The organism is Fibrella arboris (assembly GCF_041321095.1).
Taxonomy (GTDB): domain Bacteria; phylum Bacteroidota; class Bacteroidia; order Cytophagales; family Spirosomataceae; genus Fibrella; species Fibrella arboris.
In genome coordinates this window covers 301,846-315,775 of sequence record NZ_JBGGWE010000005.1, presented here as the reverse complement: position 1 = coordinate 315,775, position 13,930 = coordinate 301,846, and the positions used below count along the sequence as shown (strand labels likewise).

15 protein-coding genes are annotated in these 13,930 nt (G+C 52.8%); 6 read left to right on the top strand and 9 right to left on the bottom strand.

The genetic code is table 11. The features are described from left to right. The first annotated feature begins 35 nt into the window (after window positions 1–35). Complete coding sequence (locus ACAW75_RS11110) at window positions 36–2,888, top strand: T9SS type A sorting domain-containing protein (protein WP_370728785.1); 2,853 nt, start codon at window positions 36–38, stop codon at window positions 2,886–2,888. 64 nt (window positions 2,889–2,952) lie between these two features. On the opposite strand, the gene ACAW75_RS11105 is transcribed toward ACAW75_RS11110, so the two are convergent. After that, the gene (locus tag ACAW75_RS11105) at window positions 2,953–3,696 is read right to left on the bottom strand and encodes an OmpA family protein (RefSeq protein ID WP_370728784.1); all 744 of its coding nucleotides are present in this window, start codon (window positions 3,694–3,696) and stop codon (window positions 2,953–2,955) included. A gap of 201 nt (window positions 3,697–3,897) precedes the next feature. On the opposite strand from ACAW75_RS11105, the gene ACAW75_RS11100 reads away from it, so the two are divergent. Continuing rightward, complete coding sequence (locus ACAW75_RS11100; RefSeq protein WP_370728783.1) at window positions 3,898–4,986, top strand: hypothetical protein; 1,089 nt, start codon at window positions 3,898–3,900, stop codon at window positions 4,984–4,986. Between the two features lie 76 nt (window positions 4,987–5,062). On the opposite strand, the gene ACAW75_RS11095 is transcribed toward ACAW75_RS11100, so the two are convergent. Beyond that, window positions 5,063–6,103, bottom strand: coding sequence for a glycoside hydrolase family 130 protein (locus ACAW75_RS11095; RefSeq protein ID WP_370728782.1), 1,041 nt, complete (start codon window positions 6,101–6,103; stop codon window positions 5,063–5,065). A gap of 96 nt (window positions 6,104–6,199) precedes the next feature. On the opposite strand from ACAW75_RS11095, the gene ACAW75_RS11090 reads away from it, so the two are divergent. Further along, on the top strand, window positions 6,200–6,433 hold the full coding sequence (locus tag ACAW75_RS11090) for an adhesin (RefSeq protein WP_370728781.1): 234 nt from the start codon (window positions 6,200–6,202) through the stop codon (window positions 6,431–6,433). A 15-nt stretch (window positions 6,434–6,448) separates the two neighbouring features. Continuing rightward, window positions 6,449–6,625 (top strand): hypothetical protein, encoded by a 177-nt coding sequence (locus ACAW75_RS11085; protein WP_370728780.1) that lies wholly within the window; start codon window positions 6,449–6,451, stop codon window positions 6,623–6,625. A gap of 108 nt (window positions 6,626–6,733) precedes the next feature. Here the strand turns inward: ACAW75_RS11085 and ACAW75_RS11080 are convergent, their stop codons facing one another. Further along, on the bottom strand, window positions 6,734–7,375 hold the full coding sequence (locus ACAW75_RS11080; RefSeq protein WP_370728779.1) for a LysE family translocator: 642 nt from the start codon (window positions 7,373–7,375) through the stop codon (window positions 6,734–6,736). An 80-nt stretch (window positions 7,376–7,455) separates the two neighbouring features. Further along, entirely contained in the window at window positions 7,456–8,004 is a 549-nt protein-coding gene (locus tag ACAW75_RS11075; protein ID WP_370728778.1) for an NUDIX domain-containing protein, read from the bottom strand. A gap of 51 nt (window positions 8,005–8,055) precedes the next feature. On the opposite strand from ACAW75_RS11075, the gene ACAW75_RS11070 reads away from it, so the two are divergent. Together ACAW75_RS11070 and ACAW75_RS11065 are read left to right on the top strand one after the other, a co-directional pair. Next, entirely contained in the window at window positions 8,056–9,054 is a 999-nt protein-coding gene (locus ACAW75_RS11070) for a cation diffusion facilitator family transporter (RefSeq protein WP_370728777.1), read from the top strand. A gap of 385 nt (window positions 9,055–9,439) precedes the next feature. Beyond that, window positions 9,440–10,351, top strand: a complete 912-nt coding sequence (locus ACAW75_RS11065) for a sugar phosphate isomerase/epimerase family protein (protein ID WP_370728776.1) — start codon at window positions 9,440–9,442, stop codon at window positions 10,349–10,351. A 77-nt stretch (window positions 10,352–10,428) separates the two neighbouring features. Here ACAW75_RS11065 and ACAW75_RS11060 read toward each other — a convergent pair whose 3' ends face one another. The 5 genes from ACAW75_RS11060 to ACAW75_RS11040 form a co-directional block, all read right to left on the bottom strand. Continuing rightward, window positions 10,429–10,854: a BrxA/BrxB family bacilliredoxin gene (locus tag ACAW75_RS11060; protein ID WP_370728775.1), complete on the bottom strand. Its 426-nt coding sequence runs from the start codon at window positions 10,852–10,854 to the stop codon at window positions 10,429–10,431. A 154-nt stretch (window positions 10,855–11,008) separates the two neighbouring features. Further along, window positions 11,009–11,320: a DUF59 domain-containing protein gene (locus tag ACAW75_RS11055; protein ID WP_370728963.1), complete on the bottom strand. Its 312-nt coding sequence runs from the start codon at window positions 11,318–11,320 to the stop codon at window positions 11,009–11,011. Between the two features lie 21 nt (window positions 11,321–11,341). Beyond that, on the bottom strand, window positions 11,342–11,758 hold the full coding sequence (locus ACAW75_RS11050; RefSeq protein WP_370728774.1) for a SufE family protein: 417 nt from the start codon (window positions 11,756–11,758) through the stop codon (window positions 11,342–11,344). Between the two features lie 13 nt (window positions 11,759–11,771). Then, entirely contained in the window at window positions 11,772–13,010 is a 1,239-nt protein-coding gene (locus ACAW75_RS11045) for a SufS family cysteine desulfurase (RefSeq protein WP_370728962.1), read from the bottom strand. Between the two features lie 168 nt (window positions 13,011–13,178). Continuing rightward, on the bottom strand, window positions 13,179–13,916 hold the full coding sequence (locus ACAW75_RS11040; RefSeq protein ID WP_370728773.1) for a phytanoyl-CoA dioxygenase family protein: 738 nt from the start codon (window positions 13,914–13,916) through the stop codon (window positions 13,179–13,181). Window positions 13,917–13,930 lie beyond the last annotated feature (14 nt).

The following is a 13,930-nucleotide window of genomic DNA, read 5'->3' as shown; positions in this document are numbered from 1 at the left end:
ACGGAAAGCTGCTCTCTATGCCTCATTTATACGCTATGAATCGATTCTACTGGCTCGCCCTGACAGTACTGCTTACACTACCCAATGGCAGACTGACAGCCCAGACTAGTCAGCGCTATCTGATGATGTCCATCAACAACAACTACATTGGAAATGGCGATAACGGTGTTGAGTCGATTAATCAGCTGAAAGCCAATGGTGGAAACGCCGTACTGATTACTGTTCTGTGGAGCACTGTCAATAACTGGCAGAAAGACGCGCCGAACCCCTGGCAGCAGTATGACGATCAGATTGCCGCTGCCCGCCGGAACGGGCTGAAAATCGCGCTGCGGATCTGGATCGACAACCAGCGCTTCGATACCCCGTCTGATCCGAATAACAACATGGAAGATGGGTACAACGGCTGGAGCGCTGCCGACCGGATGCAGGGATACAATATTTACGGGCAGAATCTGCGGGTTTACCAACAGTTTGACGGCCTTCATGAGAATAGGGGTACGTTCCGGGTTTTTACCAGTTTCGCCGCCCCGTCTACCGTTGAGAAAGGAACGACCTTTGCCACACGGGTGGCGCAACGGTATGGGTATTTAGCAAACACCAATGAATTGCTGTACATCTGTGTAGGCACCACCGGCCAGGGCGAGTACGGCTATCCAATCAGTACGACCAAGGGGCTCGATGGAGATATTGAACGGCTTTTCGATTATTCCGAGCCCATGCTACGCGGGTATAGAATCTGGCTGAAATCAAAATACAGAGGGTCTATCAGTCGGCTAAAGGCGGCCTGGAAAGGCGATGGGCAGCCCTCCGATTCTTTCGAGCAAATTCGGCCAAAGGCTCCCAATGGCCGGTTTAAAGGCGCTTTCGACGGCGAGGCTGGCCTGGACTGGTACCGGTACCGGCATAGCGTCATGAAAACATTCATGCTCGAAGTAGTCGCCGCGATCAAAGCCGTTGATAACCGGCTCAAGGTTATTCAGGAATATGGCTCTGTGTACGATAAGCTCTCCGTTCGGCGGGGCAGTTTTAGCTTTAAAGACACTGGCGAAAGTCTGGATGGTATCAAAATAAACGATGGGCATTTCTCCGACTTCCGATTTGCAACGGATCTGGCTCGGTCGAACTCACCGGGGAAACTGATTGTCAACGAGGTTGAAGGCAATCTGAGCCGCCACAACAACCCTATTCTACGCGATGAGCTGCTCAGGCAGTTCACCGAGTGTTTCGAGCATGGCGCCCAGATGATCTCAGTGTTCAATTTTGACCTTACCTATGAAATCGACCGGGGCGTGTTCAGGGAAATAGCCGCCCGATACATTACCAATACAGGCCCGGTTGTTCGGGCCCCTAAGCAACATGTTACCTATACCACATCGGGCATATTGTCTGCTGATGGCTGTGCAACCAACCGGGATTCGTATGCACTCGATTGCCAGGCGTATAAAGACTGGCGGGCCGTGTATGACCTGAGCGGTGGCCAGCCGGTAAACTTCATTCAGCAAGATGATATTCTGTCGCCTCCAACGCTGGAGGTGCCGCGCTATAATCGGGTGTTGGTACTAGGAAACGCCCTGACCGAAAAAGCGCCCGATGCCGCTATTGGCTGGACGGGCGGACCCTGGGGCATGGCCGCCACCAGCCGGGCGAAAGACTACGTGAGTTTGCTGACCGAGAAATTGAAAGAGCAGAACCCTGATGTGTCGGTGCAACGGCTACGGCTCGATGAGTGGGAACGTACCTACGCCACTAAAACCTTCCCTTACAAAACGGCTGTGACCGATAAAGTGGTGGCCCTATGGCCTGGAAACAGGCCCGATCTGGTCATCGTCTCGCTCTCTGAAAATGTCAGCCAGACCAGCTTTGATGCTACCACTTTCCGCGACGAAGTGCTGAAACTGGTGGTATCCACTGGGTTCACCACTGGAATTACCGTACTGCGGAACTCATTTTTCCCCGGCAAAAGCAAATCGAACGCCGTGCTCCGACAGGTAGCCGAAGAAACGGGCTGGCAGTTTGTAAACCTGGCCTGCCTTCGGGGCGATGAGGTATTAACGGCTGCTACCGATTGGCCCAGGGCTGATAGCCTGGTGAAGCAGTATCCCGGCGATGCAGGCATGAGCGCTATGGCCGACCTGTATTGTTCGCAGATTCCGGGTTTGAATTGCAGCGCGGTGGGGCCAACTCCAACCGTGTCTAGAATACGCGTGCATTTTGGTGTCGATTCCTGCCAGACCTGTAGCGATCGCTGCCGCAGCGGCCTCATCCAGGGCTCGCAGGACAGCACTGCCTGGACTACCCTGGCCATTCTGCATCAGCCCGCCCGGGGGTGGAACGAGTATGTGGTCAATGCCGATCAGCCGTGGCGGTATGTCAGGTACGTTGCCGCTAAAAACTGTTATGGCGAGCTGACCGAACTGGAATTCTATGCCAGCAATCGAAAGTTGAAAGGCACCCCCTTTGGCAGCGGAACCAGCACAACGACCGGTTATTTGTCGGCACTGGATGGGAACCTGGCCACGGTCTGGAAAGGCACTGTGCCTGGCCCGCAGAATACCGTAGGCCTGGATTTTGGCGTGCCTTCGTCAGATCCCGATCCCATCGTGTGGTGTCCTGATCTGGATGAGACAAAAACAAGCGCACAGCTGGAGCTGGCCCCCAATCCCGCCAGCGATTTTGTCACGTACCTGTATCAGATGCCCACTACCGAAGCCGTTACACTCGACGTGTTTGATCTGGCTGGCCGACTCATCAGTCATCAGGACTTTGCTGGCAGCGACGTGCGTCAGCAGGTAAGGATAAACGTTGGCAACTGGATGCCGGGTATGTACATTGCCAAGATCAAGGCAGGTACGTTTGCCGCATCGAAACGCTTCCTGATTGCCCGGTAAGTGAATCGTTTGGGGCTAACGGGGTAGGCTCCGCAGGGGGCGTCTCGCGTCGGCCATTAGCCAGTCATGGCTTCAGAATACGCATCTCTACACGCCGGTTGAACTGACGGCTTTTTTCGTAATTATTGGTGGCCACGGGCCGGGTTCCCCCATACCCCTTGGTCAGAATGCGGCTGGCATTAATGCCTTTACTGACCAGAAACGTCTTTACGGCCTCGGCGCGCTGCTTCGACAAAGCGACGTTCTGATCGAAATCACCCTGATTATCTGTGTGTCCGGCCAATTCGATATTGATCGATGGATGTTGCGTCAGGAAAACCAATACCCGGTCGAGGTCGGCTTTGGCTTCGGGTACCATATCGGCCGTGCTCTGCACAAACTGAATCGCCCGCAGGTCAATGGTCTTGTCGGTGACGGTGAGCGGCGGTTTGGCGGGAGCAGCGGCAGAGACGGGCGCGTTAGGTGGCGTTCGGTTGAGGTAAATTGTTTTGCCAAATAACCGGACCGCCCGACTATCCGAGAACGCCATCCGCTCTTCGGTGGGTACGTACCCGGCCGCCTGCGCCACAATCCGGTACGATTCCTTCGTGCTCAGACTGAGCTTGAAACTACCGTCGGGCGAAGCTGTCTTTGCCTGGGCTGCTTTTCCGGCCTGTGTGACGGCTTCAACGGTAGCGCCGATAACGGGTTGACGGGTGGCAGCATCAAGAACCAGCCCTTCCAGCGACGCTTTATCACTTTGGCCAAATCCGGTCAGCGTACTACACAAAAGCCCCACAACGAGGCCTGATTTACGGAATAGAGTCATACTAGTTAAGCAACGGCAAACGGTGCTCAAAAGTACGGGACAAGCCGTGATAAACGGTAAAAAAAGCCTGTGACCATCCACGAAAATAAGTGACAAAATTGGCTGAAATTTTGTTTGTATCTAACTGTTAATCAATTAGTTAACGACGTGAATTTGGCTCCAAAAAATGAACGCTCAACTAGTCTTGTTTGTTAGTAGTGTATGAGAGAAACAACCAATGTGTCGATGGCCTCTTTGCCTACGCAGATGCCCGTGCAACCGGTCCCGGTAGACGACAGCTGGCGGAGTGCCGCCCAGCGTAAGTCGATCCCGGCGCAGGTGTTCTTGAACCACTTCTTCGCCATGGATTACCATATCCAGCATCAGAACGATCTGTTCGATCTGGCTAAGTTTCCTATTTTCCGCCAGTTTGGTGGTCTTGGAGCGGCCGATAAGCAGGCGGCTTTGGAGAAGTTACTGCTCAATAGCTGGAGTGCCGAGTACGCACTTCGTATTACGCCTATTTTGAATGATCGGTCGGTCGATTCGGAACAGTACTTGCAAAGCTCGTTGCACTGGACGTTCCCACAGGCCTACTATAGTGTGCTGTTCAGCGCCCGTGCTTTTTTGGCGGCGCAAAACAGCAATGTGAGTAACGAAGAGCTGATTCGGAAGCGGATCGGCAATACAGTGGTGCGTGGGTATTATCCGGCCTCTATCGGGTATTATGCGCTTGGTCCGATCAACAGCTACCGGATTCAGCGGTTGCCCATGGCGAAGCGAATGGCCGAGGCTGGCCGGTCTGACCTGACGTTGCCATCGCGTACTACGTCGGCGCAGATCGAAGTGGCCCAGTTTCTAAAAACAACGCGCGATCAGCGGATCAAAGCCTTGCGCAATGCCGTTCAGAATAATCCTAAAACGGCGCTGCGTTCGGCGCGTACAGGAGAGATACTGCAAAAGTTTGGCCCTGAGCAATACAAGCTGTTGGCCAGACAGATAGGTTATACGACCTTTTTCGACATGTTGAGTCGGCTGCGTATTTCGTCGGCGAACGGAAGTGGGAGTCCCCGCGAAATTGAACGCTTTGTTGATTCGGAAGTAGATGTGCGGCTGTTTCACCAGAGCCTGGTCAACATTGTGACGCATGTAAACTCTGTGCACGAAGCCTATATTGCCAAAGCACTGGGGATTGATCGTTATCGCCAGCTGATCGCAAAGCTGCCAACGTACCTACAGGAGAGCTTCGTGCGTGATCGGCTCACGACCGTGATCGAGCCATTACTGGCTGCCGCTGAACAGGACTACTAGTCGTGATCACTCCGCCAGGCTGTCACTGATGACCAATAACCACCAGTGACAGCCAGGCGGAGTGATCATGTAATGACTATTGACTTTTTAAAATGGCCAGCCCCACGCCCGAGTCGGCGGCGCCATAATACACCCACCATTCGCCGGGATGACCGGCCGGGGTGTTAGACACCCAGCCATTACTAAAAACCACGTTCGGGAAGAAGCCTTCGCGTTCCCACTGTAATTCAGGTGTTAGCAACGGGGCATCAGCGCGCCCGATCAACTGCCTGGGGTCATTACTATCGAGCAGTGCCAGAGCAAGAGCATATTCGTGCTGTTCACTGGCCCCGTGGTAGAGCAGCAGCCAACCTTCATCGGTTTTGACCGGCTCTGGGCCAGCCCCGATTTTCAGGTATTCCCAGGCCGAGCCCGTTGCGCCAAATATATATCGGTGGTTTCCCCAGTGAATCCCGTCGGGCGATTCGCAAACCCAGACCGAAGGCTTACCGATATCGGACACCATAGGCCGGTGAAGCATCATCAGCTTTCCGTTGATACGTTCGGGAAACAGGCAGGCATCTTTGTTGGGTGGCGGAAGCACCATGCCCACCCGTTCAACATTGACAAAGTCAGTGGTTTTGGCTAGCCCAACGCCAGGCCCGTTGGCCGAGACAGCCGTGTACGTGATCCAATACGTATCATCGATACGGGTAATACGGGCATCTTCCAGACCAAAGGCTTCGTCGGGGCGGGCCGGAAACAGAAAAGGCTGCTCATCGATGGTAAAATGAATTCCATCCTGACTTCGGGCCAGCCTCAGGTGGCTGAGTGAGGTCAGGTACGTTTGCCCGCCCAGCGTCAGCACCCGCGGGTCGTAGGGGCCATCCGGCTCCGGAAACGTTTTTACGGTAAGCACCGACTGCCCATCCGCCGTGTCGACGATAGGTACGTGTAACCAGCCATTTTCTGGCTTTGGCGCCTCCGCCACGCGCAGCAGCAGGAGAATTTCGTCGCCAAATCGACAGGCGGCGGGGTTAAAAGCGCCCAGCACATCGAAACCAACACCATACGGTTTAACATCCTGGGTAGTCAGAATAGGCTGATCGCTGAAGCGTTGAAGGGTGTATTTTCTCATTGTTGTAGCAGGCCGTTGGCTCAATTCATACTATCTTAACCAACTAACCACGATATGGTCGGTTATGAGTTTCGGAAACCTATTCAACACACAACAATGGCCTATAACGAAAACCTGCTCGACGATGAGCGAGACGACGTACTGATGATGAATCCAGATCCAGATGATGACGACGCTGAATTTGGCGATGAAGGATCGGGTGCAACAAGCGGCTATGGCGATACGATCGAAGACGACCTCAGCGACGACGACGACGTTGAAGATTCGCTGGAAGTGGATCCCGACGAAGACTTCCGCGGCGACGATTTTGATGACGATGATGATATTTAATTAACCACGAAAAACATGCCAGAAGACGCAGAAAAACCAGACCAGGAGGGGCTCCGCCCGGACGACTCAACAGCTCCGGATAGTGAAACCCAGTCATCGGCAGATTCTGCCCAGGGCGAGCGCAATAATCCCGCGATCAACGAAGAAAAGACCGGTAGCCGGGAGAATGAACCGGCAGAAGGAGGGCGGTAAGTAGTAAGGCGCAAGCGTCAGGCCCCAGGTGTCAAAAGCTCTGCTAATCAGCTTCATCGCTGACTGGCAGAGCCTTTGACACCTGGGGCCTGACGCTTGCGCCTTTTTTTACCAGCGTTCGATAAGCGCCGTCACTGGCTCGTAGAGCTTGACCCAGGCAAGCCGGGCTGCCACAATGATAAAGACAACGCCTGTGATGCGGTTAAATGCCAGTGCTACTTTAGGCGTGAAAAACCGTTTTAGCTTGTGGGCAAAGATGGCCAGCGACGATTCGGCTACCGCTACGCCCAGCAACGCGAACACCATGAAAACAACTTGCTGGGTGGTATCATATTGCAGCGAGTGGCGCATATAGGCTGCAATGGTGACCCACGAAACAAAGTTGATCGGATTGAGAGCGTTCAGCAGAAAACCAGTGGTAAAATAGTAGGCGTAGTTGCCGAACTTGGTTTTCGGATAGGCGATGCGTGGGGTGCCTTTGATGATGTTGAAGAGCCCTAGCGACACAAGAAAAACTACGCCAACCGCCGCCAGAATTGGCTCAAGCGCAGCCGAATGAGGAATAATGGACGTACCCAGCAACGCAAAGGTGATGTAGATGGCATCGCCCAGCACTACGCCCAGGGTGATGGTCAAACCAGCCTTATAACCGTTATCGACACTATTCTGGATGAGCGCGAAGAAAACGGTTCCGAACGTGAGGCACAGGGCTATGCCTGTCAGAAAACCGAATAGGATAGGGAGGAACATTCGATACGAATTAGTCAGAAGAGGGCATTTATGGGTCTGGTATGCCTGTAGTCACAAACGGACAAACGGGTAAACAGGTTTTAAATGCCGCGTAGCCGGGCAACCATCAGTAATGCTGCCATACTGATCGAGTCGGTAATGCGCCCGTCCATCACCATCGAAACGGCCTCTGTCAGTGGCAGCCTCAACAATTGTAAATCTTCGGTCTCTTCCGGCGCATGCGGGCCGGGCGTCAGTTCTTCAGCGATATAAATGAAGCCTTCTTCATCGGTAGCGGAGTTCGACGTGTGGATTCGCGCAAGCTTTGTCCAGCGATTGGCCACGAGCCCGGTTTCTTCCTGAAGTTCACGCTGTGCAGACGTCAGCATATCTGTACCTACCGGGGCACCACCTTCCGGGATCTCCCAGGTGTACTCATTGAGCGCGTAGCGATATTGCCCGACCAGGTAGGTGTAGCCTTGTTCATCGATAGGAATAACGCCAACCGCTTTGTTTTTGAAACTCACCACACCATAAATACCTGGCGTACCAGCTGGGGTGATTACGTTTTCGTGTCTGATGGCCAGCCAGTTATTTTCGTATCTGACCTCCGAATCGAGGGTTTTCCAGGGGTTTTGGGTTGTATCCATGCGGCTAAAATACGAACGATTTCCCCGCTTCGCCGTATCTTTATAGGCTCTATGAAGCTATTGAAACACACCAAGACGCGCTGGATGGCCTTATCGCTGGTAGTCGGTATCGTTCTGTTGGTGCTAAAATTTACCGCGTTCTTCCTCACCAATTCCACCGCGATCCTGACCGACGCGCTGGAGTCGATCGTGAACGTAATTGCCAGTGGGTTTGCGCTTTATAGTCTCTACATCGCCGGGCAACCCCGCGATCAGAACCATCCGTACGGGCATGGTAAGGTGGAGTATCTGTCATCAGGCTTTGAAGGGGCCCTGATTCTGTCGGCAGGGCTGGTAATTATTTACGAAGCTGTCGTCAGTTTTTTTGAGCCTACTCTCCTGACAGATCTGGGCTGGGGCTTAGCCCTGATCGCGTTCACCACAGCCGCCAATGCGTTGCTGGGCTACACGCTAATGAACCAGGGCAAGCAGACCGATTCGCTGGCCCTGGTGGCCGACGGGAAGCATTTACTGGTCGACAGTGTCAGCAGCCTGGTTGTCATGGTTGGCGTTGGGCTGGTCTGGCTCACGGGCTGGCTTTGGCTCGACCGGCTGTTGGCATTTGCCTTGTCGCTGTTCATCATTTATAACGGCTGGTCGTTGGTCCGGCAATCGATCGGGCGCCTGCTCGATGAAACTGACTTGCCAACCATTGATCGGGTAGTGACAGTACTGGCCGAAAACCGCCAGCGAAACTGGATAGACGTGCATAACCTGCGGGTGCAGAAATACGGTGCCGATCTGCATATTGATTGCCACCTTACCTTGCCCTACTACTGGGATCTGCTGAATACCCATGATGAGGTACATCGGTTTGAAAAAACGCTTCAGGAGGGCTTTTCCAGTGAGGTAGAAATATTTGTCCACGCCGATCCCTGCCTGCAGGAATGTTGTCATTACTGCCGTGTGGCCAACTGCCCGGTAAGGGGCCATGCCTTTGTCAGCGATGTTATCTGGACCGCCGAGAATTTACCCCTGAACCAAAAGCATTTTGTGCCGGTAGGGGAGTGAGGGGGGGAGGAAAGGAGGAAAGGGAGGAAAGGAGGAAAGGGGGAATGGAGGAAAGGGAAGAGAGGGCGCTCTGCTTAGTTAAAGGGTATTTTACTGCGGAGCGTCCCCTCTTCCCTTTTCTCCATTCCCCCTTTCCTCCCTTTCCTCCCTTTCCTCCCTTTCCTCCCTTTTTTTAACTTTTTTCTTGACATATTCGCCGAAAAAATTGTACCTTTCGAGTGTATCATTTCGCTGATGCCAGAGGGTTGGTTCACCAACAGAATGATATTCAGGTTGTATTCTGAACTGGAAAGACGGGTTGCCCTACAGCCCGCCTTTTTTTATGCCGTATATCCAGGCTCTTTTCTGCTTATAGGCTTACAAACAAACTAGTAACGAAATAGCCATGAGTCACCTTAATCGCCGGTCGTTCCTGAAAACGGCTGGAGCGCTTGCCGCCACCGCTGCATTACCCGCCTGGGCAGAAGCCGCCCCCCAAAAGCTGTCGTTTGATATCTCTCTGGCCGAATGGTCGTTACATAAAGCGTTATTCGGCAAGCAGATCACCAATCTCGATTTTCCGGGTATCGCCAAAAAAGAGTTCGGTATCAGTATTGTCGAGTACGTGAATCAGTTTTTTAAAGATAAAGCCCAGGATAAAGTCTATCTGGATGAGTTGCTGATGCGCTGCAAAGACAATGGCGTAACCAATCACCTCATCATGATCGATGGCGAAGGACCACTGGCTGATCTGGATGCGACGAAGCGGAATCAGACCGTAGAAAACCACAAGAAGTGGATCGAGTGCGCCAAGTACCTGGGCTGCAAAACCATCCGTGTGAATGCACAGGGTAGCGGCTCACCGGAAGAAGTGGCCAAAGCTGCCGTAGACGGACTCAGTAAATTAGGGGAAGTCGGTAAGGCGTCGGGGATTAACGTAATCGTCGAAAATCACGGGGGCATCACGTCAAATGGCGCCTGGCTGGCTGGCGTGATCAAACAGGTGGGCATGAAGAACGTAGGTACGTTGCCCGATTTCGGTAACTTCTGCATGAAGCGCAGCGCCACCGGCTGCGAGGACTCGTATGACCGCTACAAGGGAACTCAGGAACTGATTCCGTACGCCAAAGGGCTATCGGCCAAAACGTATGATTTCGATGAGAAAGGCAACTGCATAGAGACCGACTATACCCAGATCATGAAGATCGTGAAAGACAGCAAGTTCAAGGGTATTATCGGCATTGAGTACGAAGGCAGCAAGCTGGACGAATATGCCGGTATTCGGAAAACAAAGGAATTGCTGGAGCGGGTGGGGTGAAAAAATTGGCTGTCTTCTGTTGCGCTGCTACGTACCAACAACGTATCTAAGCGGAGCAACAGAAGACAGCCAACTTTTTATGCCTTCTCGCAGAACTCTTCCAACGCCATTTCGAGGTGTTGGGCGATCATCTGGGCTGAGCGACCTTCGATATGATGCCGCTCAATGAAATGCACCAGTTCGCCGTCTTTGAAGATACCAATGGCAGGCGACGAGGGAGGATAGGGAAGCAGATACTCGCGCATCTTCTCAGTGGCATCGAGGTCAGCACCGGCAAATACAGTATACAGGTGATCTGGCTTCACATCGGCGATAGACAGGGCCGCTTTCACACCTGGCCGGGCAGCGCCGGCGGCACAACCACAAACTGAGTTGACAACCACGAGCGCCGTGCCTTCAGCACTGGCCATAGCGGCGTCTACCTCGGCGGCTGTCGTTAATTCCTGGAAACCTACGCTGGTAAGGTCTTCCCGCATAGGGGCAACTAAATGAGGAGGATACATAACTTTTTTTAGTCTTGATAGTCGTTATTGAGAACAGAATACAGGGCCTGGGTAGCCTGTTTCAATAGAGTAGAGCAGCGCACAGCGTTGGTGATAGACCAGAACGACTGTTTCGACTCAAGACGCTATTTTGCCAGATTTCCCAAACTATTGTTTACATAAAGCCGAGTTCCAGTTTGGCTACTTCCGACATCATATCGGATGCATAGGGCGGATCGAAGGTGAGTTCAACACTGACGTCGTTTACCCCTTCTACGTTGCGTACCGCCTGCTCAATTTCGCCCGGGATAGACCCGGCAGAAGGGCAGGAAGGCGACGTCAGCGTCATCAGGATATAAACGTTGTTGACGGGGAAGATCTTGATGTCGTAGATCAGGCCAAGCTCGTATACATCTACCGGAATTTCGGGGTCATACACGGTCTTTAGCGCCAGTACGACCTGCTCTTTCAGTTCAGTTTCTGACATAATTGTCGCATTCATGGAGTATCAGGCGTTTGCCAGGGCAAACGATTTCATGCGTTGAATCATTGACGCCATACCGCCCGCCCGCCGTGAAGTGACCAGGTTGCTGAGGCCAATACGATCAATGAAGTACAAATTAGCGTTGGCTACATCGTCCGGTTTCTGATCAGACAGCACCCGAATCAGTAGGCTAACCAACCCCCGGCTAATCTGGGCAGTGGGTTCGGCATCTGCTTCAAAATGCACCAACTCGTTATTTAGTTCGCTGTTCAGCCACACCTTCGACTGGCAGCCGGGAATTAGATTCTCAGGTACGTGCAGCGCGTCGGGGAGGGGCGGCAGCTTTTTGCCGAGATCAATGATATACTGGGTTTTATCTAACTGATCGTCGAAGAGGTCAAACTCTTCAATGATCTCGTCTTGCTTCTCGTTTATTGTCATGCCCTGGTTACGCTTACGCCATCATCGATTTTACGCGGTGGAGCCCTTTTACGAGCTTATCGATTTCGTCGGTTGTGTTGTAAACCGAAAACGAGGCCCGCGTGGTTCCGGCAATACCAAGCCGGCGCATCAGCGGCTGGGTGCAGTGGTGCCCCGTCCGGACGGCGATGCCCTGCTGATCCAGAATGACGCCGGTATCTTCGTGGTGAATCCCATCCAGTACAAACGAGATTACGCTGACCTTCTCTTTGGCGGTGCCCACAATACGCAGACCCTCAATGCTTTGTAGCGCGTCGGTCGCATAGGCGAGCAGCTCGTGTTCGTAGGCCGCGATATTCTCTTTACCCAGTGAATCAACGTACTCGAGCGCATTACGGACAGCAATCACATCGGCAATATTGGGTGTGCCCGCCTCGAACTTATAGGGAATATCGTTATAGGTCGTCTTCTCGAAAGTGACTTCCTTGATCATCTCCCCGCCCCCCCGGAAGGGTGGCATGGCCTCGAGGATGGCGCGTTTGCCATACAGTACGCCCATGCCGGTGGGGCCGAATAACTTGTGCGCTGAGAATACATAAAAATCACAGTCGAGCGCCTGCACATCAATATCAATATGCGATGTTGCCTGCGCGCCGTCGATCAAGACCACCGCGCCAACCCCGTGGGCCTTGTCGATGATTGTCTTGATCGGATTAATGGTGCCCAGCGCATTCGAGACATGAACGACGGACACGATCTTGGTGCGTTCAGTAAGCAGCTTTTCGTACTCATCCAGCAGCAATTCTCCCTCGTCATTGATGGGAATCACCTTCAAGGTACAGCCACGCGCTTCGCAGAGCATCTGCCAGGGGACGATGTTCGAATGGTGTTCGAGGGTCGAAATAATGATCTCGTCACCTGGCCCCAGGTACGTCTGTCCGTATGTTTTGGCTACCAGGTTGATGCCATCAGTGGTGCCGTAGGTAAAAATGATCTCTTCGGATTCCCGGGCATTCATAAACGACTGAACGGCCCGGCGCGTAGCTTCGAAATTGGCCGTTGCCCGTTCGGCCAGCGCGTGAATACCCCGGTGGATATTGGCGTTGTCGTGCTCGTAATAGCGGGTGAGCGCGTCGAGCACAGCGCGGGGCTTCTGCGTAGTGGCGGCGTTATCGAAGTAAACGAGCGGCCGACCATTGACGAGTTGGTCAAGAACCGGAAAATCGGCCCGTATTTTCTGAATATCGAGCGGTGTCTGCGTAATGGCTTGCATAGGTATAGAACACCGGAACAGCCCCAAAAAGTTGACCCTATCGTCAGGAATATAGCGGGCACGAGTCAGGCCGTAAGCCTTTTGGGGCAGCACAGGCTGCCCGTCGGTCGTTTTGCCAAACGCGCCAATCAGGGTGGTGCCGACAGAGCAACAGAACCTCAAAAAGGGTTAAACATCTAAAACCTGCCGCCCTTTTTCGCCGATTCGTTGTAAGGTTTCCCGCGTTATATACTTTTTCTGGTCAATTTGTTGGGGCTGGTCTCGGCTGCAAAAATAGCTATGGATGCTTCTACGGTCGTGGTCTGTTTTATTGGTTGTGCCACCATGCCATACATGCGAGTTGAAAATAAAGACAGATCCAGCGGGGGCGATGATATAGATCTCGTCAGGATGTTTGTCATTGGCGTCTACCATAGCTTCATCGGGCAGAATAGCTACTTTGTGCGTTTTAGGGACGATCCGCGTAGCGCCATTGTGCTCTGTAAAATCGTCTAGAAGCCAGATACTATTGCAGACTTTATACGAACCATCGACAACCGTGTTTCTCCAGTCTACATGAAGTTTTTGACGTCCTTTGCCAGGCTTGGCCGCCCTGTAGTTCAACGAAGATAATTTGTATAACTGCCCTAAAACGGCTTCAATACCAGCTAACACACGTGGATGCGTATAAAAAATGTCGAAAATTTCCCCTTTATTGACCAGATCTGCTAAACGGTCTGCACCCTCCTCTTTCGGGTGACGTATGTATTTCGATTCGGCCAATTCAGCGCCTGCGTGCTCTCCTTCGCTTTGCATCAGGTCAGCAAGGCGATCATTGATCCGTTTAACCTGCTCAGTCGTCAATAACTGGCCTACATTGAGATAGCCGTATGTATCTAAAAACTCAATTTCTTCTTTCGTAAGCATGGTAGTGAATGGCA